24 protein-coding genes, 2 pseudogenes and 1 CRISPR repeat array are annotated in these 24097 nt (G+C 73.5%); of the genes and pseudogenes, 15 read left to right on the forward strand and 11 right to left on the reverse strand.

What is annotated here, in order from left to right:
* Positions 1 to 521: 521 nt before the first annotated feature.
* Entirely contained in the window at positions 522 to 995 is a 474-nt protein-coding gene (locus ACL02R_RS10220; RefSeq protein ID WP_412796529.1) for a hypothetical protein, read from the reverse strand.
* A 9-nt stretch (positions 996 to 1004) separates the two neighbouring features.
* Between ACL02R_RS10220 and ACL02R_RS10225 the strand changes: the two genes are divergently transcribed.
* The gene (locus ACL02R_RS10225) at positions 1005 to 1520 is read left to right on the forward strand and encodes an AAA family ATPase (RefSeq protein ID WP_412796530.1); all 516 of its coding nucleotides are present in this window, start codon (positions 1005 to 1007) and stop codon (positions 1518 to 1520) included.
* Here ACL02R_RS10225 and ACL02R_RS10230 read toward each other — a convergent pair.
* Positions 1517 to 1939, reverse strand: coding sequence for a MarR family winged helix-turn-helix transcriptional regulator (locus tag ACL02R_RS10230; protein ID WP_412796531.1), 423 nt, complete (start codon positions 1937 to 1939; stop codon positions 1517 to 1519). The genes ACL02R_RS10225 and ACL02R_RS10230 overlap by 4 nt on opposite strands.
* A 159-nt stretch (positions 1940 to 2098) precedes the next feature.
* Here ACL02R_RS10230 and eno point away from each other — a divergent pair, with 159 nt between their 5' ends.
* From eno to ACL02R_RS10255, 5 genes are all read left to right on the forward strand, one after another.
* A complete protein-coding gene (gene eno, locus ACL02R_RS10235; protein WP_412796532.1) occupies positions 2099 to 3409 on the forward strand; it encodes a phosphopyruvate hydratase in 1311 nt (436 codons plus the stop codon).
* Between the two features lie 707 nt (positions 3410 to 4116).
* Positions 4117 to 4365 (forward strand): hypothetical protein, encoded by a 249-nt coding sequence (locus tag ACL02R_RS10240; RefSeq protein ID WP_412796533.1) that lies wholly within the window; start codon positions 4117 to 4119, stop codon positions 4363 to 4365.
* Entirely contained in the window at positions 4365 to 4601 is a 237-nt protein-coding gene (locus tag ACL02R_RS10245; protein ID WP_412796619.1) for a hypothetical protein, read from the forward strand. The genes ACL02R_RS10240 and ACL02R_RS10245 overlap by 1 nt, the downstream gene beginning before the upstream one ends.
* 283 nt (positions 4602 to 4884) lie before the next feature.
* Positions 4885 to 5436: a CRISPR direct-repeat array (repeat unit 38 nt; unit sequence GGTGGCAGCCGCCTTCCGAGACGGCTGAGGATCGCAAC).
* 161 nt (positions 5437 to 5597) lie between these two features.
* Positions 5598 to 5948 (forward strand): hypothetical protein, encoded by a 351-nt coding sequence (locus ACL02R_RS10250; protein WP_412796534.1) that lies wholly within the window; start codon positions 5598 to 5600, stop codon positions 5946 to 5948.
* Entirely contained in the window at positions 5945 to 6199 is a 255-nt protein-coding gene (locus ACL02R_RS10255) for a type II toxin-antitoxin system RelE family toxin (protein ID WP_412796535.1), read from the forward strand. Before ACL02R_RS10250 ends, ACL02R_RS10255 begins: the two co-directional genes overlap by 4 nt.
* A 216-nt stretch (positions 6200 to 6415) precedes the next feature.
* Here ACL02R_RS10255 and ACL02R_RS10260 read toward each other — a convergent pair whose 3' ends face one another.
* From ACL02R_RS10260 to ACL02R_RS10280, 5 genes and pseudogenes are all read right to left on the reverse strand, one after another.
* Complete coding sequence (locus ACL02R_RS10260) at positions 6416 to 7396, reverse strand: ABC transporter substrate-binding protein (protein WP_412796536.1); 981 nt, start codon at positions 7394 to 7396, stop codon at positions 6416 to 6418.
* On the reverse strand, positions 7393 to 8232 hold the full coding sequence (locus ACL02R_RS10265) for an ABC transporter ATP-binding protein (RefSeq protein ID WP_412796537.1): 840 nt from the start codon (positions 8230 to 8232) through the stop codon (positions 7393 to 7395). The genes ACL02R_RS10260 and ACL02R_RS10265 overlap by 4 nt, the downstream gene beginning before the upstream one ends.
* Positions 8229 to 8927 (reverse strand): annotated as a pseudogene (locus ACL02R_RS10270) (FecCD family ABC transporter permease); the annotation flags it as partial. The pseudogene ACL02R_RS10270 and the gene ACL02R_RS10265, both read right to left, overlap by 4 nt.
* 71 nt (positions 8928 to 8998) lie before the next feature.
* Positions 8999 to 10057 carry a FecCD family ABC transporter permease gene (locus ACL02R_RS10275; protein WP_412796538.1) on the reverse strand — a complete coding sequence of 353 codons (1059 nt, stop codon included), beginning with the start codon at positions 10055 to 10057 and terminating at the stop codon, positions 8999 to 9001.
* Positions 10054 to 11082 (reverse strand): FecCD family ABC transporter permease, encoded by a 1029-nt coding sequence (locus ACL02R_RS10280; protein ID WP_412796539.1) that lies wholly within the window; start codon positions 11080 to 11082, stop codon positions 10054 to 10056. Before ACL02R_RS10280 ends, ACL02R_RS10275 begins: the two co-directional genes overlap by 4 nt.
* Positions 11083 to 11177: 95 nt before the next feature.
* On the opposite strand from ACL02R_RS10280, the gene ACL02R_RS10285 reads away from it, so the two are divergent.
* Positions 11178 to 11816 carry an HAD family hydrolase gene (locus ACL02R_RS10285; RefSeq protein WP_412796540.1) on the forward strand — a complete coding sequence of 213 codons (639 nt, stop codon included), beginning with the start codon at positions 11178 to 11180 and terminating at the stop codon, positions 11814 to 11816.
* Here the strand turns inward: ACL02R_RS10285 and ACL02R_RS10290 are convergent.
* Positions 11813 to 12994, reverse strand: a pseudogene (locus ACL02R_RS10290) (MFS transporter); the annotation flags it as partial. The gene ACL02R_RS10285 and the pseudogene ACL02R_RS10290 sit on opposite strands and share 4 nt — an antisense overlap.
* Positions 12995 to 13093: 99 nt before the next feature.
* On the opposite strand from ACL02R_RS10290, the gene ACL02R_RS10295 reads away from it, so the two are divergent.
* The 3 genes from ACL02R_RS10295 (at position 13094) to ACL02R_RS10305 (ending at position 15856) form a co-directional block, all read left to right on the forward strand.
* The gene (locus ACL02R_RS10295; RefSeq protein WP_412796541.1) at positions 13094 to 14176 is read left to right on the forward strand and encodes a DUF5937 family protein; all 1083 of its coding nucleotides are present in this window, start codon (positions 13094 to 13096) and stop codon (positions 14174 to 14176) included.
* A 181-nt stretch (positions 14177 to 14357) separates the two neighbouring features.
* Complete coding sequence (locus ACL02R_RS10300; RefSeq protein WP_412796542.1) at positions 14358 to 14957, forward strand: type IV toxin-antitoxin system AbiEi family antitoxin domain-containing protein; 600 nt, start codon at positions 14358 to 14360, stop codon at positions 14955 to 14957.
* A complete protein-coding gene (locus tag ACL02R_RS10305; RefSeq protein WP_412796543.1) occupies positions 14954 to 15856 on the forward strand; it encodes a nucleotidyl transferase AbiEii/AbiGii toxin family protein in 903 nt (300 codons plus the stop codon). Before ACL02R_RS10300 ends, ACL02R_RS10305 begins: the two co-directional genes overlap by 4 nt.
* 56 nt (positions 15857 to 15912) lie before the next feature.
* Here the strand turns inward: ACL02R_RS10305 and ACL02R_RS10310 are convergent, their stop codons facing one another.
* Positions 15913 to 16866: a YhfZ family protein gene (locus tag ACL02R_RS10310; protein ID WP_412796544.1), complete on the reverse strand. Its 954-nt coding sequence runs from the start codon at positions 16864 to 16866 to the stop codon at positions 15913 to 15915.
* A gap of 206 nt (positions 16867 to 17072) precedes the next feature.
* On the opposite strand from ACL02R_RS10310, the gene ACL02R_RS10315 reads away from it, so the two are divergent.
* The 4 genes from ACL02R_RS10315 to ACL02R_RS10330 are packed head-to-tail and all read left to right on the forward strand — an operon-like array spanning position 17073 to position 22549.
* Positions 17073 to 18413 carry an FAD-binding oxidoreductase gene (locus ACL02R_RS10315; RefSeq protein WP_412796545.1) on the forward strand — a complete coding sequence of 447 codons (1341 nt, stop codon included), beginning with the start codon at positions 17073 to 17075 and terminating at the stop codon, positions 18411 to 18413.
* A gap of 36 nt (positions 18414 to 18449) precedes the next feature.
* Positions 18450 to 19379 carry a hypothetical protein gene (locus ACL02R_RS10320; RefSeq protein WP_412796546.1) on the forward strand — a complete coding sequence of 310 codons (930 nt, stop codon included), beginning with the start codon at positions 18450 to 18452 and terminating at the stop codon, positions 19377 to 19379.
* Positions 19380 to 19430: 51 nt separating this feature from the next.
* Positions 19431 to 20933 (forward strand): FGGY family carbohydrate kinase, encoded by a 1503-nt coding sequence (locus ACL02R_RS10325; RefSeq protein WP_412796547.1) that lies wholly within the window; start codon positions 19431 to 19433, stop codon positions 20931 to 20933.
* The gene (locus ACL02R_RS10330; RefSeq protein WP_412796548.1) at positions 20930 to 22549 is read left to right on the forward strand and encodes a glycerol-3-phosphate dehydrogenase/oxidase; all 1620 of its coding nucleotides are present in this window, start codon (positions 20930 to 20932) and stop codon (positions 22547 to 22549) included. The genes ACL02R_RS10325 and ACL02R_RS10330 overlap by 4 nt, the downstream gene beginning before the upstream one ends.
* Positions 22550 to 22553: 4 nt before the next feature.
* On the opposite strand, the gene ACL02R_RS10335 is transcribed toward ACL02R_RS10330, so the two are convergent.
* A complete protein-coding gene (locus tag ACL02R_RS10335) occupies positions 22554 to 23495 on the reverse strand; it encodes a hypothetical protein (RefSeq protein ID WP_412796549.1) in 942 nt (313 codons plus the stop codon).
* An 81-nt stretch (positions 23496 to 23576) separates the two neighbouring features.
* Here ACL02R_RS10335 and ACL02R_RS10340 point away from each other — a divergent pair, with 81 nt between their 5' ends.
* Entirely contained in the window at positions 23577 to 23780 is a 204-nt protein-coding gene (locus ACL02R_RS10340; RefSeq protein WP_412796550.1) for a hypothetical protein, read from the forward strand.
* On the opposite strand, the gene ACL02R_RS10345 is transcribed toward ACL02R_RS10340, so the two are convergent.
* Positions 23777 to 24040: a hypothetical protein gene (locus ACL02R_RS10345; RefSeq protein WP_412796551.1), complete on the reverse strand. Its 264-nt coding sequence runs from the start codon at positions 24038 to 24040 to the stop codon at positions 23777 to 23779. The two genes, ACL02R_RS10340 and ACL02R_RS10345, sit on opposite strands and share 4 nt — an antisense overlap.
* Between the last annotated feature and the right edge of the window lie 57 nt (positions 24041 to 24097).

Here is a 24097-nt window from a genome sequence, read left to right on the forward strand (position 1 = left end):
TCGCTTCGGCTTCCAGGTTCTCCCCATGGACGCGACGCACGCCGTCCACCCCGGCCGTGACGCCGACGAGAAGCGCATCCGCGAGCTCGTGACGCGGACCCGGATGTGCCGCCGTCGCCGCACACCTCCGACCTGGTGCTCGTCAGCTTCACCGGGTGGGAGACCTTCGGACGTCCGCACCACGCCGGAGGCCGACGACATCCGCTTCGCCCCCCGGCGTCGCCGTCGTGAGCCTGACCGAGGCGGTCCACGGCGAGCGGCCCGGGACGGAGGGCTCGTCCGGGCGCTCACGCGCGGAGCCGGACGGCGAGGGCCCCGCCGCCACTCCGTGCGCCACGACATCGGCCGCCGCTCACCGTGTCCGCCCCCGAGCGCGCCCGACGACCTGAACCGCCAGACGCTGATCCCCGGCCACACCGCCAGGTGGACCGGCACGAGGGGCACGGGCAGCCGCCGGTAGGCGACCCAGACGCGCCTGCGCGCCACCAGCCGGTGGAACGGCCCGTGCCGGGCGGGGTCCGTCACGGGACGGTGCATCTCGACACCGGCGGCGTACCAGCCGGTCCGCCCGAGGTCCCACCGCCGCACCCGCCCGCAGCCGGGGGACCCAGCGCCGCAGCGTCACCTCCCGTCACCGGATCGGCGACGCGCGGCTGCACGTACGCGGCCCGGGGGCGGCGTTCGGACTCCTCGGCCAGGCGGGCCACGGTCCTGGGATCGGGAAGGGCCGCGTCGTTGTCGAAGAACAGGACGGACGCGCCCGTGCCGACGGCCGCCCCCTCCGGCAGGCAGACGGTCCGCGCGCCCCGCGGCACGTGGCCGGGGACCACGCCGTTGCCGCCCACGACGACGCGCAGGTCCACGTCGCGCCGGGCGAGGACGGCGCGCAGGGCGGCGCGCAGGGCGGCGCGGGACCCGGCGTCGCGGTCGTTCATGGTCAGTACGACGACATCGACGGTGCGTCCGGCGGCGTGCCGCTCGGGCCGGTGCGGCACGATGGGGCCGTGCTCGTCATCATCTGCGGACTCCCGGCGGCGGGGAAGACGACGCCGGCGCGGGCCCTCGCCCGCCGGACCGGCGGCGTCCACCTGCGCGTGGACACCATCGAGCAGGCCATCGTCCGCTCCGGGCCGGCCGCCCAGCCCCTCGGCCCGGCCGGGTACGCCGTCGCGTACGCCCTGGCCGAGGAGCATCTGCGGCAGGGGCTGACGGTGATCGCCGAGTCCGTCAACCCCCTGGCCGTCACCCGCGACGCGTGGCGGGACGTCGCCGGGCGCGCCGGTGTGCCCGTGCTGGAGGCGGAGATCGTCTGCTCCGACCCGGCCGAGCACCGCCGCCGGGCCGAACACCGCACCGTGGACATCCCCGATCTCGCGCTGCCGACGTGGGAGGCGATCGTCGGCCGCGCGTACGAGCCGTGGGACCGCGAGCGTCTGGTGGTGGACACGGCGGGCCGCGACGTGGCCGCCTGCGTCGCCGACCTCATACGCGGACTCACCTCGGCCCCCCGCCCGCGCTAACGCGTGGCGAGGCGTTCCAGCAGGGCGGCGCTCCTGGCGAGCAACGCGCGTTCCCCGTCCGTCAGTTCGGACTCGATGGCCTGGGCGAGCCAACTGGCCCTGCGGCCGCGTTCCGCCTCCAGGGCGGCCCGGCCCGCGTCGGACAGCTCGACGAGGGACTTGCGGCGGTCCGTGGGGTGGGCGCGGCGGGTGATCAGGCCCTGCTCCATGAGCAGTCCCACCGCCCTGGCCATCGACTGGGGGCGTACGCGCTGGTCGGCGGCGAGGTCGCTGGTGGTCATGGCGCCGTCGCGGTCGAGCGCGCCGAGGACGGCGACCTGGCCGAGCGGGATGCGGTCCTCGTGCTTGACGCGGCGGGTGAGCTTGCCCATCGCGGTGCGCAGGTCTGCGGCGATGGCGGCGGCTTCCGGGGTGGGCATACGGCACTTTATCCGTGGCCGCCGCCGCGGCGCACCTGAGTCGCGCAGCATTGCTGTACAGCCAAACTGCGCAGTCTTGCTGTACAGTCTGCGGTGCCGGGCCCAGCGCCAGCGCTGCCGCAGTCCGGGCACGGCACTCGACAACGGGAGGAACGTCCCATGTCCGCGAAGCCAGCCGGCCCCCTCAACGCCCTCATCGAGACCGTCACCGCCCGCCGGATCATCGACAGCCGGGGCAACCCCACGGTCGAGGTGGACGTCGTCCTCGCGGACGGCTCCCTCGGACGCGCGGCCGTCCCCTCCGGCGCCTCCACCGGCACCCGCGAGGCCGTCGAACTGCGCGACGACGACCCGGCGCGCTGGCACGGCAAGGGCGTCGACCGCGCGGTGGCCCACGTCAACGGGGAGATCGCGGCGGCCGTACGCGGCCGTGACGCGGCCGACCAGGCGGGACTCGACGCGGCGCTGATCGCCCTCGACGGCACGCCCGCCAAGTCCCGACTCGGCGCGAACGCGGTCCTCGGCGTCTCCCTCGCCGCCGCCAAGGCCGCGGCGGCCGCCCGCCGCCAGCCCCTCTACCGGTACCTCGGCGGCGAGGACGCCCACCTGCTGCCGCTGCCGATGATGAACATCGTCAACGGCGGCGCCCACGCCGACAACCCGCTGGACTTCCAGGAGTTCATGATCGCGCCCGTCGGCGCCGACACGTTCGCCGAAGCCGTCCGCATGGGCAGCGAGGTCTTCCACACCCTGCGCCGCGACCTGCACGCCGCCGGGCACTCCACGGCCGTCGGCGACGAGGGCGGCTTCGCCCCCGCGCTGCGCACGGCCGAGGAGGCGCTCGACTTCGTGACGGCCGCCATCGAACGCACCGGCTACCGCCCCGGCACGGACATCGCCCTCGTCATGGACCCGGCGTCGTCGGAGTTCTTCCGCGACGGGGTGTACGACTACGCGGGCGAGGGCGTACGCCGTACCCCGTCCGAGCACGCCGACCACCTGGCCCGCCTCATCGACGCGTACGCGATCGTCGCGATCGAGGACCCGATGGCGGAGGACGACCTGGACGGCTGGCGCGAACTCACCACCCGCGTCGGCGACCGCTGCCAGCTCACCGGCGACGACGTGTTCTGCACGAACGAGACCCTGCTGCGCGAGGGCATCCGCACGGGCGTCGGCAACTCGGTCCTGGTCAAGGTCAACCAGATCGGCACACTGACCGAGGCCCTGACCGCCGTGACGACGGCCCACGAGGCGGGCTGGTCGGTCGTCATGTCACACCGCTCGGGCGAGACGGAGGACACCACGATCGCCGACCTGGCAGTGGCAACCAACTGCGGCCAGATCAAAACCGGCTCCCTCTCCCGCTCGGACCGCACGGCGAAGTACAACCAGCTGATCCGCATCGAGGAGGAGCTGGGCAACACGGCCCGCTACGCAGGCCGCTCGACACTGCGTGGAACACCATGACCACACGGGAACCGAGCGCCCACACCCTCACGACCCACGCCATCAACTTCAGGCGCTACGCTGCCGACGACAAGGCCCCCACACCCCGCCGGACACTGCTTCGGAACCTCAAGTGTGGCAAGAATCCCCGCGCCACACCGAAGGAAAATGCCCGATTGACACCAACTCCGCCCGCACACCAGCCACGTGTCCCGACTACGCTGGGCGACACGAGCTAATCAACAGCCGTGGCAGCCACCCTCCGGGACGGCTGAGGATCGCAACACCATCACCGTGACCGCACCGGCCCGGGAGAGGTGGTGGCAGCCACCCTCCGGGACGGCTGAGGATCGCAACACCATCACCGTGACCGCACCGGCCCGGGAGAGGTGGTGGCAGCCACCCTCCGGGACGGCTGAGGATCGCAACCGCAGGACCGCCCGCGGATGGCCGGCCGCCGCCGTCGTGGCAGCCACCCTCCGGGACGGCTGAGGATCGCAACTGGTTCGTCCACGCGAAGATGTCCATGGACAGAGCGGTGGCAGCCACCCTCCGGGACGGCTGAGGACGGCGACCTTGTGCCTGCCGCGAAGCCCTTCGGCCCTGCTCGGAGGACTGCCGTCCTCCCCGTTGTCCGAGCCATCCACTGCCCTGTGCGTGACTTGCCCAAAGGCATTGCGTTGGGTGGAGTGTTACTCCGCGCCGTGTGGAGAGGAAAGGGCGGGATAGTGGCGGAGCCGATGAAGACGTGGGTGGATGGCCGGGAAGTCGAGGTGCCGAACAGCATCCCGGACATCCGCGCCGCGTTGCCCGAGAAGCGCCGGGCGGAATTCGATCGGGCGGTGGGGGAAGCGGGTGTCCACGAGATCCACGCCGTCATGAGGCACTGGATGTTCGAGGCGGTGCCTGACGCGGAGGCCGACGCCATCGAACAGCGGCTGCTTCAAGACGAGGCCGAGCGCAGGGACGCCCTGTGATGTACCGGATCACTTACGCGCCGCCCGCCGACAGCGCGCTGAGCAAGATGCGTCGCCGGGGGGAGTTCGAGACCGCCATGGAGCGGACGATTGCCAAGGACCCCTACGGCCACGGCTCCGTTGCGGTCGGTGGTGACCGGGACCGCCGGGAGGCCGCTGTCGCGAGCGCAATCGTGCGGTATGTCGTCTCCGGCGCCGTGCTGACCGTGACGGTTGTCCGCCTGATCTCCCTGTGACTCGGAGCTGAATCGGCCGACAGCCTCGTGGCTAGTGGGGTGAACGAGTTCTGACGCCACCGGTGTTGTGGTCGAGCAGGTGGGGGTGAGGGTTTCATGGCCATCACCCCCCCGAACGCTACGCCTCCTATGACGCCGACCTCTGCCGGACAGCGCTTCGGAACCTCAAGTGTGGCAAGAATCCCCGAGTCGCACCGAAGGAATATGCCCGATTGACCCCAACTCCGCCCGCACATCAGCCACACAGCCCGACTACGTTGGGCAATACGAGCCAGTCAATAGCCGTGGCAGCCGCCTTCCGAGACGGCTGAGGATCGCAACGGGACCTGGTGGGCGCCATGCAGGCCGAGGTGCACCGTGGCAGCCGCCTTCCGAGACGGCTGAGGATCGCAACTCACCCCCACGCGATCGGCACCATCAGCGGCCCCGTCCGGTGGCAGCCGCCTTCCGAGACGGCTGAGGATCGCAACCCAGGTCCTCGGGGACCAGGATCTCCCCGGCCGTGGGTGGCAGCCGCCTTCCGAGACGGCTGAGGATCGCAACTCGTCGGCGCCGGAGGCCATCCACCGCTGGACCTCGGTGGCAGCCGCCTTCCGAGACGGCTGAGGATCGCAACGTCGTCGGTGATCGTGGACGCTGTAGGGCGCTCGGGGTGGCAGCCGCCTTCCGAGACGGCTGAGGATCGCAACTCTCGCTGGTCAGTTGGTCGGGGTGGTGGCCCGACGGGTGGCAGCCGCCTTCCGAGACGGCTGAGGATCGCAACATCCCGTCGCCTGGTCCGGCCGGTGACCTCTTCGCGTGGCAGCCGCCTTCCGAGACGGCTGAGGATCGCAACGCGCGGGCCCCGGCGACCGGGAGGTGGTTGTGGGCGGCTGGTCGTGCGTATGAAAGTGCGAGCTGTCCCCCGTTCGTGTCGGTGCGTGGGGTTGGGCCTTGCTTACGTCGAGTCGCCGTCGAAGGATGGGCCCGACCGGCGTAGCGGGGAAGGTGTGGACGATGGCGGACAGTGTGTGGGAACGGGCCGTACGGGAGGCGGAGGAACAGCTTGGCCGGGTACTGCCTGGCATCGCCCGGACTGTCGGGGCTGTGAATAACGCGCTGGGTGCCGAGCGGCGTGCTGCCTTCCAGCGGGAACTGTCGGGGCTGGGGGATGGCGGGACCTTTGAAGTCCTGCTCGACGCGTGGTGGACGCAGGCCGTGGTGGACAGTGTTTCGGATGCGGAGAGCCGTGAGGCGCTGCTCGAAGTGGCTGACCTAGCTGTCTCGTTGCGTATCGCGAGCCGCCACGATCCGGTTGCCCAAGCCGAGATCGATGTGCTGATGAATGCGTGGGGTGTGGACCGGTGAGGTACACGCTGATCTGGGAGACAGCCGCGACAGACGGGCTGAAGCGGCTACGACGACGGGATGGTGACGCGGTACGGCCGTTCGTTCAGGCGATCAATGCGCTGGCGAGCGACCCTGAGCCCCCCGAGAGTACGAAGCTGGGCAGCACTTCCATCCGGCGCCTCCGGGGCGGTGACCACCGCGCGACCTACGAGATCGACGGCCCTCGTATCGCGATCAAGGTGCTGATGGTCGGCCGTACACCGGCTTGAGCGGGGAGGAGAGGGCCGTGTCGTGGGGGAGCCGATGAAGACGTGGGTGCGCGGGCGGGAAGTGGCGGTGCCCAACGCCCTTCCGGGCATCCGTGCCGCGTTGCCCGAGGGGAGGCGGGTGTGCGCGAGGCCCAGGCCGTCATGCGGCGGCTGCTCCGTGAGGAAGCCGCGCGCGGGAACGCGCCGTGACCTGCCCGCCCCCCGTAGGTGTCGTGGTCAGGCGGTCGGGGCGAGGGTCTCCTGGAGTTCGGTGAGGATCTGGTCGGCCGCCTCGTAGCCGATGCCCAGGAACCACAGGTCGTCGTCCACCGGGAACGCGCGGTCGTTCCGGACCGCCGTCAGGTCGTCCCACAGCGGGCCGCCCACCGCGGCCTCCTCGCCCGAGGCGTCGGCCGAGCCGTAGGACGTGTAGTAGATGACGTCCGCGTCCGCCTGGTCCACCTGTTCGGGGCTGATCTCGACCGCGAAGCCGTCGGGGGCCTCGTCGGTGATGGCCGGGCGGCCGAGGCCGACGTCCGCCAGGATCGAGCCGATGAAGTTCTCGCGGCCGTACAGGCGGGTGTTGGCGCCCTCGATGAAGCGGAGCATGCTGACCTCGGTCTCCGCCGTCGCCTCCGCGCCGCCGAGTGCCTCGGTGACCTGCGCGACGTGCTCGTCGTAGGCGTCCACGACCGCCTGGGCCTCGTCCGCGCGGCCGAGGGCCTGGGCGTGCAGCGCGAAGTTCTCCTTCCACGGCGCGCCGACCGTCTCCGTGAGGACGGTCGGGGCGATCGCGGACAGCTCGTCGTAGAACTGCTCGACGCGGATCTTGCTGCCGATGATGACGTCCGGGTCCAGCTCGTTGACGGCCTCCAGGTTCGGCTGGCCGACGACGCCGATGTTCTGGATGTCCGCGAGCTGGTCCTGCGGCAGGTAGGAGAGGCCCATGGTGCCGGTGTCGGTCTCCGCCGCGCCGACGGGTGTGATGCCGAGGGCGAGGGTGGTGTCCAGTTCGCCGGTGTCGAGGACGACGACGCGCTGCGGGTCCGCCGGGACCTCGACCTCGCCCATCGCCGTGTCGACGGTGACCGCGCCCGCGCCCCCCGACGAGTCGGAGCCGGAGTCGGAGTCCGAGTCCGAGTCGGAGCCGCAGGCGGTCAGGGCCAGCGTGGTGGTCAGGGCCATGGCCGCCAGGACGGTCAGGCGGGTGCGCTTCATGCGGTGGGTGCCTCTCGTGCGGTGTGTGTGGTGCGTGCGGTGGGCAGGGTGGGAGCCGCCGGTACGACGAGCGGGGAGCCCGTCACCGGGTCGGGGACGACGAGCGCTTCGAGGCCGAACACGTCGCGGACCAGCTCGGCGGTGACGATGTCGCCGGGGCGCCCGCGCGCCGCGATCCGGCCGTCCTTCATCGCGACGAGGTGGTCGGCGTACCGGGCGGCCTGGTTGAGGTCGTGCAGGACGGTGACGACGGTGCGTCCCGACAGGTGGCGCACGAGGTTCAGCACCTCGACCTGGTGCGCGATGTCGAGGTATGTCGTCGGTTCGTCGAGCAGCAGGAGTTCGGTCTCCTGGGCCAGGGCCATGGCGATCCAGACGCGCTGCCGCTGCCCGCCCGACAGTTCGTCCACGACCCGGCCGGCGAGCGCCGTGACATCGGTGAGCGCCATCGCGTCCGTCACCGCCCGTTCGTCCGCCTCCGACCACTGCTGCCACCAGCGCTGGTGCGGCTGGCGGCCGCGCGAGACGAGGTCGGCGACGGTGATCGCCTCCGGCGCGACGGGCGACTGCGGCAGCAGCCCGATCGCCTGGGCGATGCGGCGCGTCGGCAGGGACGACAGCTCGGCGCCGTCGAGCAGCACGGCGCCGCCGCGCGGCTTCAGCAGCCGGCCGAGGGCGCGCAGCGTCGTGGACTTGCCGCACGCGTTGGGCCCGACGATGACGGTGACCTGCCCGTCCGGGATGTCGAGATCGAGGGCGTCCACGACCGGGCGTGCCCCCTCGTCGTACGCGAGGGTGAGGTCCCGCGCGGCCAGCCGGGAGGAGGTGGGGTTCATGCGCGGCCTCCGGTGCGGTGCGTGACGATCAGCCAGAGCAGGTACGGGGCGCCCACCGCCGCCGTGACGACCCCGGCCGCCAGCTCGGTCGGCGCGAACAGCGTGCGCGCCAGCACGTCCGCCGCCACCGTGATGACGGCCCCGGCCAGTGCCGAGCACAGCAGCGGGAGTTGGGCGGTGCGGGTGAGGCGGCGGGCGATCTGCGGCGCGAGGAGGGCGACGAAGTCCACGGGCCCGGCCGCGCCCGTGGCCAGCGCCGCGAGGAGGACGCCGACGGTGGCGAGGCCGAGGCGGGTCGCGCCGAGCCGTACGCCGAGGGCGGTGGCCGTGTCGTCGTCGAGCGACACCGTGCGCTGCGCGCGGGCCGCCCACAGGACGGCGGGCAGCAGGAGCAGCAGCGCCAGGGCGAGGGGCTTGGCCTGGTCGTAGCCGCGCCCGTTGAACGAGCCGGTCATCCACACCGTCGCCTGCTGCGCGACCTGGACGTCGCCCTTGGTCAGGAACAGCTGGGTGACGGAGCGCAGCGCGATGGCGAAGCCGATGCCGATGAGGACGAAACGGCCCGCGTGCAGGCCGCCGCGCCACGCGAAGACGTACACCAGGCAGGCGGCGAGCAGGCCGCCCGTCACCGACAGCCAGGGGAGGGCGGCGGCGGACGTGACGCCGTACATCATCGCCGTCACGGTGAGGGCGTCCACGACCGGGCGTGCCCCCTCGTCGTACGCGAGGGTGAGGTCCCGCGCGGCCAGCCGGGAGGAGGTGGGGTTCATGCGCGGCCTCCGGTGCGGTGCGTGACGATCAGCCAGAGCAGGTACGGGGCGCCCACCGCCGCCGTGACGACCCCGGCCGCCAGCTCGGTCGGCGCGAACAGCGTGCGCGCCAGCACGTCCGCCGCCACCGTGATGACGGCCCCGGCCAGTGCCGAGCACAGCAGCGGGAGTTGGGCGGTGCGGGTGAGGCGGCGGGCGATCTGCGGCGCGAGGAGGGCGACGAAGTCCACGGGCCCGGCCGCGCCCGTGGCCAGCGCCGCGAGGAGGACGCCGACGGTGGCGAGGCCGAGGCGGGTCGCGCCGAGCCGTACGCCGAGGGCGGTGGCCGTGTCGTCGTCGAGCGACACCGTGCGCTGCGCGCGGGCCGCCCACAGGACGGCGGGCAGCAGGAGCAGCAGCGCCAGGGCGAGGGGCTTGGCCTGGTCGTAGCCGCGCCCGTTGAACGAGCCGGTCATCCACACCGTCGCCTGCTGCGCGACCTGGACGTCGCCCTTGGTCAGGAACAGCTGGGTGACGGAGCGCAGCGCGATGGCGAAGCCGATGCCGATGAGGACGAAACGGCCCGCGTGCAGGCCGCCGCGCCACGCGAAGACGTACACCAGGCAGGCGGCGAGCAGGCCGCCCGTCACCGACAGCCAGGGGAGGGCGGCGGCGGACGTGACGCCGTACATCATCGCCGTCACGGTGAGGGCGGCCGCGCCGTGCGTGACGCCGATGACGTCGGGGCTGGCCAGCGGGTTGCGGGCGACGGCCTGGATCAGCGCGCCCGCGACGCCGAGCGCGGCGCCGACGAGCAGCGCGAGCGTGAGGCGGGGCAGGCGCAGGAAGTTCACGACGAAGTCGGCGTCCGACTCCTGGCCGAGGACGGCGCGCAGCGCCTCGCCCGGCGCCACCGCCGTCTCGCCGAGGCACAGCGCCGCGAGGCACGCGCCCGCCAGCAGGACGAGCAGCACCAGGGCGACGAGCGCCGCGCGCCGGTGGAGGAGGAACGAGGCGCGGCGGCGGCGTGCCACCGCGTACCCGGCCGGGCGCACCACCCGTTCGACCGTCGTCACGCCGACACCGCCGACCGCCGCACCAGCACCACCAGGAACGGGACGCCGACCAGCGCCGTCATCACCCCGGCCGGGACCTCCGACGGCGGGAACAGCAGCCGCCCCACCACGTCCGACACCAGCAGCACCACCGGGCCGAGCAGCGCCGCCATCGGCAGCAGCCACCGGTGCGCGCCGCCGACGAGCGCCCGCGCGAGGTGCGGCACGGCCAGGCCGACGAACGCTATCGGCCCCGTCGCCGCGACCCCCGCGCCCGTCAGCACGGCCGCCCCGAGACCGCCGGTGATGCGGACCAGCGCCACGTTCTGCCCGAGGCCCCGCGCCACGTCGTCGCCCAGCGCCAGCGCGTCCATGCCCCGCGCGGCGGCGGCGACCAGCAGCAGCCCGGCCAGCAGGAACGGCCATATGCGCGCCGCCACTTCGGCGTCCCTGCCGGTCAGCGAGCCGACCTGCCAGAAGCGGAACTCGTCCAGCGCCGCGCCCCGCGTCGTCAGCACCCCGGCGACGACGGACGCCAGCAGCGCGTTGACCGCCGCCCCCGCCAGCGCCAGCTTGACGGGCGTCGCGCCGCCCCGCCCCCGCGCCGCCACCGCGTACACCCCCACGGCCGCCGCGCCCGCCCCGGCGAACGCGAACCACACGTACTCCGTCAGCGCGTGCGCGTCCGCGAAGGCGATGCCGAGGACCACGGCGACCGCCGCGCCCTGGCTGACGCCGAGGATGCCGGGCTCGGCGATCGGGTTGCGCGTCAGCCCTTGCATCACGACCCCGGCGATGCCGAGCGCGGCGCCCACCATGAGGCCGATGACGGTACGGGGCAGGCGCAGTTCGCGGACGACCTCGGCGGCCGGGGTGTGCGCGTCGCCGCCGCTCGCGAAGAGGGCGCGCAGCACGTCGTCGGGCGGTATGGAACGGGCGCCGAGCGCCAGGCTGAGCAGGACCGCGACGCCGACGGCCGCCCCGCCCGCCGCGAGCCGCCCCCAGGGCGGCCGTCGCGTACGCGGCGCGGTGGCGGGCTGTGGCATGGCGGTCCTCGGGTGGCACAGGGCTCAACGGGCGTGCGGTCAGGCCAGGTTAGGCGAACCTAAGTGTACGGGCGGGCCAGGGGCAGAATAGCCCCATGGCACTTCCCTCCCTCCCGGCCCGCCCGTTCACCGTCGGCTTCGACCTGGACATGACGCTCGTGGACTCCCGGCCCGGCATCCGGGCGGCGTACGTCGCGCTGGCGGCGGAGACCGGCGCGGTGATCGACGCCGACCTCGTCGTCAGCCGGCTCGGGCCGCCGGTGGAGCAGGAGATGGCGCACTGGTTCCCGGCCGCGCTGGTCACCGAGATGAGCGCCCGCTACCGCGCCCTCTACCCGGCCCACGCCATCGAGGGCACCCTGCCGCTGCCCGGCGCCGAGGACGCCATGGCCGCCGTCCGCGCGCACGGCGGGCGCACCGTGATCGTCACCGCCAAGCACACGCCCAACGCGCGGCTGCACATGGACCACCTCGGCCTGCGCCCCGACGTCCTGGTCGGCGACCTGTGGGCGGAGGGCAAGGCGGTGGCGCTGCGCGAGTACGGCGCGAGCGTGTACGTCGGCGATCACGTGGGCGACGTGCGGGCCGCCGACGCGGCCGGGGCGCTGTCGGTGTCGGTCGTCACCGGCCCCTGCGACGAGGCCGAACTGCGCGCCGCCGGCACGTCCGTGGTGCTGCCGGACCTGCTGGCCTTCCCCGCCTGGCTGGCGACGCACCTCGCCGCGCGCGGCTGATCCCGCCCGGCGGCGACGGCGGCGGCGGACAGCAGCGTCGCCCCGGCAAGGCCGCCCCACAGCGCGCCGGGACCGCGCGGCGCCAGGGCGGTGATGACGGCCGGGGAGACGGCGAGCCCGAAGCCCGTGGACATCTCGAAACGGGCGAGGAGCCGCCCCATGGCGTGCGCGGGCGCGAGCGTGGTGACGAGCACGGTGGCGCTGCCCGCGTACAGGATCTCGCCGAGCGTGCAGACGACGGAGACCGCCGCGACCGTCGGCGGGCCCCAGCCGGGCCCGAGCGAGGCGGCGGCGAGGAAGCCGAGGTAGGACGCGGTGAGCACGGCGCCCGCGAGGACCAGCACCGCCCGCCGGGGGAAGCGGGACATCAGGACGGTGACCGGCACCTGGAGGGTGACGACGAGCACCGTGTTCGCCACGAAGATCGCCGCCGACCACACCGGGGTTGCGTCCAGCTGCGTCACCAGGATCAGCGGCAGCGCGATCTCGGGGACCTGGAGGCAGAAGACGTAGACCACGTTGGCCGCCAGCAGCGCGCCGATCCGGGGCGCGGGCCCTTCCGCCGCGGCGTCCCCCGCGGCGGGGGCGGGCCGTGCCCGCAGGCGGACCGAGAACGCGAGGGCCGCCGCCGCCAGGTACGCCAGCCCCGTCGCGACCGCCAGCACCCGCAGCGCCGTGCCCCCGCCCGCCAGGCAGACGGTGGCGATCAGCGCGCCCACGCCGAGGCCCGCGTTGCGCAGGGCACGGCCCGCCGCGAGCGCCGCGTCGCGCTCCCGGCCGTGCGCGACGGTGGCGACGAGCGCCGCGTGCGCGGCGGGCCACGCCTGGTTGCCGATGCCGAGGAAGAGCGCCGCCGTCGCGAACAGCCAGACGTGCCCCGCCGGCGCGGCCAGCAGCAGGACCACGCCCAGGACCCGTACCAGCATCGACGCGGCCACGACCGCGCTGCGGGCGCCCCTGTCGAGCCACCTGCCGACGGCGGGCATGCACAGCAGGCCGGCGACGATGCCGCCCGTCATCGCCGCGCCGGTGACGGGCCCGGACAGGCCGAGCACCAGCACCCCGTACAGCAGCAGGAACGGGCGCAGCAGGCCGGTGCCGAGCGCGTCCACGACGAGGGCCGTGGCGTAGCGGGGTCCGCCGGAGGCGCGGAGGAGGGTCCTGGTCGAGGTGGGCATGTGCCGACGGTGCGCCCCGCCCGCCCGGACGGGCACGCCGGTTGACGCATCCCGTCAACCGGCGTCGCCCCCGCCCGCGCGGTCGGCGATGCTGGTGGGGTGACGCTCAGGATCGACATCGGCGGCCCGCGGGCCGGGTGGCTGCGGTTCGCCGCCTCCCCGCTCGCCGAGCTGACCGCGATGCTGCACGTCCTCGCCGAGCCCGCGCACCACCCGCGCCTCGCCGCCTGGGCCGCGGGCGTCTGGGCCGGGCTGCCGCCCGAACTGGCCGAACGGCTGCGGGAGGCCGAGTTCCTCTGGCGCTCGTCGCGCGCCGACTTCCTGGTCCCCGCCCGGCCCCGGCCGACCCTCGCCGGGGAACTGGACGACGTGGACCGGATCGACGACGAGGCCTACGTCACCGCCGCGCTCATCACCACCTGCGGCAGCAACCGGGTCCGCTTCGGCACGCCCTCCCCGCTCACCGACGCGGCGGCGCGCGAACGCGCCCTGGACCTCGCCCAGGCCCGCGGCGCGCTCCAGCAGGCCTTCGCGGAACGGCTCCTCACAGACCCGGCCGCCGTACGGGCGCGCGTGCGCCGCACCCTCGAACAGTGCGCCGACGCCTTCTTCGACGCCGCCTGGACGGGCGCCGCCGCCCGGCTCGCCGCCGACCTGCGGCTGAAGAACGACCTGCTGCGCCGCCAGGGCCCGGCCGCGGCCCTCGCCTCCGTCTCCCGCGCGATCACCCTCGCGCCCGGCGGCGACCACCTCGTCATCGACAAGGTCCAGGACAAGACGGCCTCCGCGGACGGCACCGGCGTCACGTTCCTCCCGAGCGTCTTCGGCAGCCCGCACCTGGTCGTGGTCCACGCGCCGGGGTGGCGGCCCGTGGTGCAGTACCCCGTGCCGGACGAGGCGGCCGAGCCGGTGTCGCTCGACACGGTGACGCGGCGCCTTGAGGCGCTGGCGCACCCCGTACGGCTGCGGCTGCTGCGCACGCTGGCGCGCGGCCCGCACACCACGGGGGAGCTGGCCCACTCGTGGGAGCTGTCGGCGCCCGAGGTGTCCCGGCACCTCGCCGTCCTGCGCCGCGCCGGTCTCATCACGGCACGCCGCGACGGCCGCTACCTCCACCACACCCTCGACCTGCCCGCAGTGACGGCACTCGGCACGGACCTGCTGGCCGCACTCCTGCGCTGAACTCGGCGCTCCTCTTCGACGTCCTCGCGCACCTGCGGCACGCGACACCGGCCCGCCACCGCCGCGCGGACCGTCCAGCCGACCAGGACGCTCCCTGTAAGTAAAAGAAAACTTCAGTTTGATGTTGATGAGTGGCGCGTTACTAAAATTAAGTTTTAGTTATCCCTGTTAGGGTGGGCAGGTGCGCGGGGATCGGACGGACACCAGGGCTGCCCTGTGGCGGATCGCCGCCGGGCAGCGTGGTTACTTCACGGCGGCTCAGGCCCTTGAAGCCGGGTACTCCTATCAAGCTCAGCGATACCACGCCCAGCGCGGCAACTGGACGGCCGTCGACCGTGGTGTCTACCGCTTCCGCGAGTTCGACGTCCTGCCCGGCGGTGAGGACGATCATCTGGTCCGCTGGTTCCTGTGGAGCAAGGGGCGCGCCACCGTCTCCCACATCACAGCCCTGTCCGTCCACGACCTGGGCACGGCCAATCCCGCACAGATCCATCTCACGGTCCCTCCCGGCTTCCGGCAGAAGGGCGACGCGGTGATCCTGCACCGGGCCGAACTCCCCCAGGACGAGACCGAGGAGCGCGGCGGCTACCGCGTGACGACACCGGTACGGGCGATCGTCGAGTGCGCGGCCGCGCAGATGGACCAGGACGTGGTGGACTCGGCCGTCGCCGATGCCCTGGACCGGGGGCTGGCCACCCCGCGAGGTCTCCTGCACGCGGCTCAGCGGCTGGGCGCGCGAGCGGAACTCGGTGTCGGGTGGGCGCTCCAGGAGACGCGGTGACCGAGCGTTGTCGTGACGCCACCGCGCTCCGGCGGGCCTTGGAGGCCCGGCTCAAGCAGCAGGCGGCGGACACCGGGACGGACCTGGCCAGGCGGCGCCGTCTCGTCGTCTTCGACCGGGTCGCGGCCCGCCTCTCCGCCGACCCGGCGGCGGGCTGGGTGCTCAAGGGCGGAGCGGTGATGGAGTTCCGGCTGCGTGGCAGAGCCCGCACGACCAAGGACATGGACCTCGCCGCCCGTCGGGACGGTGCGGGGCTCGACGGCCCGGCGGTGCGTGAACTCCTCGTCGAGGCGCTCGCGGTGGACGAGGACAAGGACGGCTTCCTGTTCCAGGTGTCGCCTCCGGTCGAGCTCAGGGCGGACACGGCGGGGCGGGGCGGCTGGCGTTTCTCCGTCGAGTCCCGACTCGCCGGAAGGGTATTCGCGACCGTACGCGTCGATGTCGTCGCACGGGGAGAGGAGACCGCCCTCACCGAGAGGCTTCCACTGCCCAACACCCTGGGCTTCGCCGGCACTCCTTCCCGGGACATCGAGGTGGTGGACCGCCGCCAGCACTTCGCCGAGAAGCTGCACGCCCTGACCCGCGACTACGGTGACCGGCCCAACACCAGGGTCAAGGATCTGGTGGACCTGGTACTCCTCATCGAGAGCGGCCTGGCCGCGGACACGTCCGTGGGCGAAGCCGTACGGCATGTGTTCGCCGTGCGGGCGACGCACGAGGTGCCCGCCGTGCTTCCGGAACCGCCGCCGAGCTGGGCCGATACCTACCCGGGACTGGCCGAGGGCCTCACCGACACCCCTCCCCGGCTCGACGCCGCGCTCGGCGTGGTGCGCGGATTCTGGCGTGCGGTGTCCGGCGACGACGCGGTGGAGCCGGGGCGGGACAGCTCGCGCGCGTAGCTGCTCTCCGGTGGGCGCTCCAGTTCACCCTCCGCCGTACGGCCCGCCGGTACCGGTTACGAGTCGCGTTCCCCCGCCGCCTCCTCGGCCGCCACCGCCGCGAGTTGGGCGGGTGCCACGTCGTCCAGGGGCAACGCGCCGAGGACAGCCGTCAGTTCGGGGCGGCCCGACCAGCCGACCAGGACGGCCGACGACAGGTGCTGCCACGCCGTCAGGCTCGCGGCGCTGCGCGGCTGTCGGGTGGCGAGTCCGGCCAGGTCCAGTGGGATGACGGACCGCTGGATGTGCCAGATCCCGGCGTCCACCTCGTCCCGCAGCACCGCCGCCGGGACGGACGGGAACGGCGTCTCCCGGTACGTCACCCCGCTGTCCGGCGGGAACTCCGCCCGCGTCAGCGCCACATGGTCCGGCGACCCGCTGTCGATCGCGATCCGCACCGGCGTACGGTCCAGCGCCGCCGCGCGCCGGACGACGACGAGCCGCCCCGGCGCGTAGTACGTCCCGGGCCCGAGTACCCGCGCGGGCCCGACCACGCGTACGGGCAGCCCCACGCCCCCCGACACCAGCGCCACGTCGTGCTCCCCGCCCGTCACCGACCGCAGCCGCCCCGCGCCGCCGCCCCGGTGGTGCACGGTGTGCGGGATGCCGAGGTCCGTCAGCCCCTCGGCCATCGCCTGCTCCAGCACGTCGATCTCCGCCGGGCCGCTCGGCGGCAGCAGCAGCCGTACGGGCGCGAGCCCCGCCGCCTGCCACGCCTGCCCGACGTCGATGGCGCCGACGGAACGCCCCCGGTGCCCGTGGGAGGTGATGGTCAGCGCGCCGCGCTCCCGCAGCAGGTTCAGGGCGCGCTGGATGGTGCCCGCGCCGAAGCCGTGGGCGGCGAGGTACTCCGCGTTGGTGGGCAGCGTGGCCCCGGCGCCGCGCGCGAGCGCGTCGGTGACGATGCGGCGCACGGCGGGCTGGAGCGCCGTGCCGAGGGCCGGGCCGCCGCTGTCCCGCTCGTTCTCCATGGCCCCCAGTCTGCCGCGCGGGCGGCGGGGGCGTTGACACGGGTCGGGCGCGGTGTAATAGTCCGGCAGTGGAGTACTCCACGAATGGAGTATTCGAGAGCAAGGCCAGAACCAGAGCAGTCCGCCGCACGAAAACGAGGAATCGCGTGTCCGCCGAAGCTTCCGTCGTTGTTGACCGCCTCACGTCGCTTCTCGGGGCAGGTGCCGTGCGCACCGGCGCCGGGGACCTGGCGGCGACCAGCCACGACACCTGGCCGCTGGCGACCAAGTGGGCCCGCGCCGGACGCCACCCGCACCAGGCCGACGTCCTGGTGCGCGTCACGTCCGCCGAGGAGATCGCCGGGGTCCTGGCGCTCGCCACCGAGGCGGGCGTCCCCGTCACCGTGCGCGCCCTCGCGTCGTCCGTCACCGGGCAGCCGCTGCCGGTGCGCGGCGGGATCGTGCTGGACGTCACCGGCCTGCCCGCGACCTGGGAGGTGGACGAACGGGACCTGACCGTCACCGCCTCCGCGTCCGTCAACGGCGGCGCGCTGGAGGACGCCCTCGCCGCGCGCGGCCTCACCCTGGGCCACTCGCCGCAGTCCCTGTACCGCTCGACGGTCGGCGGCTGGCTCGCCACCCTCGCGACCGGCCAGTTCTCGTCGTTCTACGGCGGCATCGAGGACCTGGTGACCGGCTTCACCGTGGTCCTGGCGACCGGCGAGACCGTCGCGCTCGGCGCCTCGCCCCGCGCCGCCATGGGCCCCGACCTGCGGCAGGTCTTCCTCGGCTCCGAGGGCACCCTCGGCGTGATCACGTCCGTGACGCTGAAGGTGTTCCCCGTCGCGCGGACGCAGCTCGTGCGCACGTACGCCATGCCGTCCGTCGCGGCCGGTCTGGCGTTCATGCGGGAGCAGGCGGCGCTCGGCCTGCGCCCGTTCCTCGTGCGCTTCTACGACACCGACGAGGCCCGGCACGCGATGGCCGACCCGTCGTTCGGCTCCCCGGTGCTGTTCACGGGCAGCCGGGGCGTGGACCGCATGGCGCGCGCCGAGGCCGAGACGCTGCACGAGCTGGCGCTGCGGCACGGCGGCACCGACCTGGGCCCGGCGGGCGCGGAGGGGTGGCTCGGGCGCCGCTTCGACTTCTCGGCCGTCGAGCGGCGGCTCGCGACCGAGGGCGGCTACGCGGAGACCATCGAGGTCGCCCACCTGTGGAGCGGCATCGAGGCGCTGCACACCGCGCTGAAGGAGGCCCTGGCCCCGTACGCGGACGAGGTGCTCGCGCACTTCTCGCACGTGTACACGCAGGGCACCTCCATGTACCTGATCCTCTTCGGCCAGGCCCCGACGGACGCCGAGGCCATCGCCCGCCTGGAGACCGTCTGGGCCACGGCGATGGACGTCTGCCTCCGGCACGGCGCCGAACTGTCCCACCACCACGGCGGCGGCCTCGCCCGCTCGCCCTACACCCGCCGTTCCCTCGGCTCGGGCCACCTCGTGCTGCGCAAGCTCAAGGCCGCGCTCGACCCGGCGGACATCCTCAACCCCGGGAAGCTCGGCCTCTGACCGAAGCGCCCGCCCATCCCTGAAGGGCTACGGATCATGCACATCGACGTGCTCGACCTGCTCGGCGCCGCCGCGGGCGGCTTCCTCGGCGCGACGCTCGGAGCGCTCGTCGCCTTCGTCTTCACCGGTTTCGCGGTGCTCGTCGGGGTCGCCGTGCTCATCGGCGGCGGCGGCACCGCGTTCCTCGACAACGTGGCCTTCGGGCCGTTCTTCGGGCCGCACATAGCCTTCGCCGGCGGCGTCGCCGCCCTGGCGTACGCGAAGCGGCGCGGCAGGATCGCCGACGGGCGTGACATCGTGACGCCGCTGGTGAGCCTGTCGCGGCCTGACGTGCTGCTGGTCGGCGCGGTCTTCGGCGTCCTCGGCCTGCTCGGGCAGCGGGCGGCGCTGGAGATACCCGGCTTCGGCGACCACACCGACACGGTGGCCCTCACCGTCGTGGCGTCCGCGCTGGTGGCGCGGCTGGTGTTCGGCCGCAGCGGCGTCATCGGGCCGCACTCCGAGGGACTGACGGGCGCCCGCCGCTTCCTGCCCACCGACAAGCACGTGTGGCTGGCCTACCAGCAGCAGCCACTCATGGCGGCGACGCTCGGCCTGTTCGTCGGCGGCATGTCGGCCTGGTCGTCCGTGGTCCTGCTGAACGCCTACCCGGACGCGCCCGGCGTCACGTACCTGGGCTTCGGCGTCTCGGCGGTCTCGCTGCTGTTCCTCGCCTCCGGGCTGAACGTCCCGGCGACGCACCACATCACGCTCGTCAGCGGCGTGGCGGCCGGGGCGTTCACGGGCCAGGTCGGCGGCGACGCGGTGACGGTCCTGCTGGGCGCCCTGGCCGGTCTGCTCACGGCGCTGGTCGGCGAGGGCTTCTCCCGCCTGTGGCTGATACGCGGCGACACCCACATCGACCCGCCCGCGAGCGCCATCTGGCCCATGACGACGGCGGTCCTGCTCGTCGCCGAACTGCTCTGACCCGCCCCCGACCCGACAAACACTGTTCCACCCGTTCGAAGGCGAACCACCATGACCGAATCCGCCGCCCGCATCGTGGTCATCGACGCAGGCACCACCGGCACGCGTGCCCTGGTGCTGGACGAGACCTCCACCGTCCTGGGCCAGTCGTACACCGAGTTCCCGCAGTACCACCCCCGGCCGGGCGAGGTGGAGCACGACGCCGAGGAGATCTGGGACGCCACGCGCCGCATGATCGTCACGGCACTCGACCGCGCCGGTACCGAGCCCGCGCAGGTGACCGCCGTCGGCATCACCAACCAGCGCGCCACCACCGTCTTGTGGGACCGCCGCACCGGCGACCCCCTCACCCGCGCCATCGTCTGGCAGGACACCCGCACCGCCGACCGCGCCGCCGCACTGGCCGGCGAGTGGGGCGAACGGGTCTACTCCCGCACCGGCTGGTCCCTCGCGCCCGTCTACTCCTCCCTCAGCCTCGAATGGCTCCTGGCGAACGTGCCGGGCGCCCGCGAGCTGGCCGACGCGGGCCACCTCGCGTTCGGCACCGTCGACTCCTGGCTGATCCACCGCCTCACCGGCGGCGCGGCCCACGTCATCAGCGCCTCGAACGCGTCCGTCACCGGCGCGTACGACCTCCTCGCCGGCGACTGGTACGGCGAGTGGCTGGACTTCCTCGGCCTGCCCCTGTCCCTCTTCCCCGACGTGCGGGACGACTCCGGGATCTTCGGCCACACCGACCCGGCCGTCTTCGGCGCCCGCGTCCCGATCGCCTCCGCCATCGCCGACCAGCACGCCGCGCTCTTCGCCCAGGGCTGCGTACGCCCCGGCATGGTGAAGTGCACGCACGGCACCGGCACGTTCCTCGACATGAACATCGGCACCACCCCCGTCATCGACACCAGCAGCGGCCTCACCTCGCAGATCGCCTGGCGCATGAACGGCGAGACCGTCTACTCCCTGGAGGGCTACGCCGGTTCGACGGGCGCGGCCGTGCAGTGGCTGCGCGACGGCGCGGGCATCATCGCCGAGGCCGCCGAGTCGGAGGCGCTGGCCCGCTCGGTGCCGGACAACGGGGGCGTCTACTTCGTGCCCTCGCTCACCGGCCTGTCCGCCCCGTACTGGGACGCGTACGCGCGCGGCCTGATCATCGGCATCAGCCCCGGCACGCGGCGCGGCCACCTCGCGCGCGCGACGCTGGAGGGCATCGTCTTCTCCGTGAAGGACTTCATCACGGCGATGGCCCAGGTCTCCGGCAGCTCCATCGACCGCATCGCGGTGGACGGCGGCGCCTCGCGCAACGACCTGCTGATGCAGATCCAGGCCGACCAGCTCGGCGTCGAGGTGATGCGGCCGAGCAACACCGAGGCGACCAGCCTGGGCGCCGCCCTGCTGGCGGGCCTGGCGACCGGCGTGTGGCCGTCCGTCGAGGCCGCGCTCGCGACGCAGGGCGTGGACCGCTCCTTCGTCCCGCAGGCGGACGACGCCGAACGGGAGGCCCTGTACGCCGACTGGCGGCGGGCCGTGGACCGCGCGCGAGGGTGGGCCGACAAGTGAGGCGCGCGACCCGGGAGGAACTGACCGGCACGCTCTTCGACCTCGTCGTCGTCGGCGGCGGCGTCACCGGTGTCGCCACCGCGCGCGAGGCGGCCCTGCGCGGCCTGTCCGTCGCGCTGGTGGAGAAGGACGACTTCGCCGCCGGGACGTCCAGCCGCTCGTCGAAGCTGGTGCACGGCGGGCTGCGCTACCTCCAGACGTACCAGTTCCGGCTCGTCGCCGAGTCGGTGCGGGAACGGGAACGCGCCCTGCGCATCGCCCCGCACCTGACCGAGCTGCGCCCGTTCCTCTACCTCCTCTACGACGGCTACCCCGAGGGCAAGGCGCTGCTGAACCTCGGCCTGACCTTCTACGACGCCGTCTCCGGCCAGTGGCGCAGCCGCCGCCACCGCATGCTGGACGCCGAGCAGGTGCTGCGCCGCGAACCGCACCTGGCCCGCGCCGGACTCAAGGGCGCCGGGCTCTTCCACGACGCGCTGACCGACGACGCGCGCCTGACCCTCGCCACCGCCAAGGGCGCGGCCGAAGCGGGCGCGCTGCTCGTCAACCACGCGGCCGTCACAGCGCTTGTCCTGGAGAACGGCACCGCGCGCGGTGTCACCGTCACCGACACGCTCACCGGCGAGTCGTTCGACATCCACGCGCGGCAGGTCCTCAACGCCACCGGGCCGTGGACCGACCGCACCCGCGCCCTCGAACACACCACGCCCACCCACCGGTTGCGCCCCACCAAGGGCGTCCACATCGTCCTGCGCAAGTCCGACTTCCCGCTGAACACGGCCGTCTTCCTGCGCTCGCCCGACGACAACCGCGTGGTGTGGCCGACGCCTTCGCTGGAGGACGACGTGGTGTACATCGGCACGACGGACACCGACTACGACGGCGACCCGGACGACGTGCGGCCCGACGAGCAGGACATCCGCTACCTCCTCAACGTCGCCAACCACACCATCCCCGAAGCCCGGTTGACCACGGACCACGTCGTCGGCTCCTGGGCCGGGCTGCGCCCGCTGGTCGCCCCGCCCGCCGGGGTCAGCGAGAGCAACACGTCGCGCGAGCACGAGATCACCGCCGGGCCCACCGGCATGCTCACCATCAGCGGCGGCAAGCTCACCAGCAACGTGCTCATGGCCAGGCAGTTCGTGGACGCGGCGCAGAAGGCGTCGGGCACACGCCCCGGGCGCTTCGCGGCCGGCAAGGTGCCCGTGGCGGGCGGCGACCGGGACGCGGCCCGCACCGTACGCGCGGAGGCCGAACGGGCGGGCGTACCCGGCCCGTTGACCGAGCAGTGGCTACGGCGCTACGGCTCCGACGCCCGCGCGGTCCTCACGCTGTGGCGGGAGGACGAGGCGGCACGGGAGGTGATCGGCGCCCGGAACCTCACCCGCGCCGAACTGCGCCACCTCGTACGCCACGAGATGGCCCGCACCCTCGAAGACCTCCTGGTACGCCGCACGTCGGTGTTCTTCTGGGACGCGACGGGCGGCCTGGACACCGTGGACGCGGTGGCGGCCGAGCTGGCACGCGAACTCGACTGGCCCCCCGAACGCACCGCCACCGAAATCACCACCTACCGCCACCTCGTCACCACCCACCGCCCGCCCGGTGCGGCCTGACGCCTCAACCCCGCCGATGCCTGGCGCCCATGGCGTGGAAGACCTTCTTCGGCTCCCAGCGGGTCCCGTCGAGCATGCGCACGACGCCGTAGGAGGCGAGGTCGCGGTCACCGGGCTTGTCGTAGTTGGCGAAGGAGAACCACAGGGCGGTGTCGACTCCTTCGTCCTCGAAGATGTCGAGCAGTGTGTCCAGGTAGCGCACCTGCTCGTCCTCGTCCGGGACGGCCCCCGGCGGCGGCTGCCAGGCCATGCCGCCGAGGTCTCCCGCGCCCCGGTAGGCGCATGTGCCGTACTCGGTGACGGCGACCGGCTTGCCGTGGGCCAGGGCCTCGCGCAGGTGGCCCCGGAAGTCGTCCGCGTTCTGCGCCGACCGGTACGCGTCGACGCCCACGATGTCGAACGGGCTCCAGTCCACGGGCTCCCAGGGGCCGGAGGCGTAGGTGACCTTCCCGCCGAAGTGCTCGCGCACGGTCGTCGCGGCCTCGGCGAGGAAGGCGTTGAGGCGTTCGGGGACCGGCCCGAGGGAGGTCCACCACGCCAGGTCGGCGGTGGCCATGGCGTGGAGGCGGTCGCGGTGGGTGTCGCCGGGCAGGAAACCGTGGGCGAAGGCGCTGAGTTCGCAGCCGGTCACGAACACCACCTCGGCGCCGCCCGCGCGCAGGGCCTCCGCGCGCTGGGCGCAGTCGGCGAGGAACGGCAGCATGCGTTCCGGGGCGAGATCGACGGGGAACGGGGAGAACCACACTTCGAGCCCGGCGTCGGCCGCGTGCCGGGCGGCGGTCTCCAGCCGGTCGGCGTCACGGCCGGAGACACGCACCGCGTCGCAGCACAGGTCACCGGCGATCACCGCCATCTCGTCCCTGACCTGCTCGGAGTCGAAGACCTCGCGGGTGAACAGCGGGCCGGGGAAGGTTCCGGTGTCGTAGTTGATGCCTCGCGCACGCATGACAAAGCCCTATCACGCGCATGACCCCGCGTTCCAGCGCCGGCGGGCAGGAGCCGTCGCGGACCCCACTACGCCGGCTCCATGGCGTGCCACGAGGCGGTCGGGCACAACCCCAGCGCCTACAAGCCGACGTATCTGCCGCTGCGCTTCGACTGCGTGACCGACGACGGGGACGTGGTCCAGGTCATCATCCCGAGGTGGCTGAATCCTTCAGGCGCCCTGCTCACCCTCTGCTCGGCCGTCCTGACCGCTGTGCACATCGCTCAGCGGAGGAAGGACCGCTAGGCCGTTCCCTGGCTCTGGCGCTGCGCCGCCTTCGCCACCGCCCGCTGGCGGGAGATCGACAGGAACAGACCGGCGGCGGCGATCAGGAAGCCGACGCCCATCAGCATCGACACGGCGTAGGCGATCGACGGCAGCGGGTCGGCGCCGACGAACAGCGGGACGAGGGTGACCAGGGTGGCGACGGCACCGACGAGAAAGACGACACCACCCACCCGCACCAGCCCGTCCCCGGGACGCCGGGAGGATTCGCGCGTACTCATACGCACCAGGGTCGCACGCCGCCGGGCGGCGAGAAGCAGACACCGGCCGCCGCGGCG

Source organism: Streptomyces sp. MS19 (genome assembly GCF_047200595.1).
GTDB lineage: Bacteria > Actinomycetota > Actinomycetes > Streptomycetales > Streptomycetaceae > Streptomyces.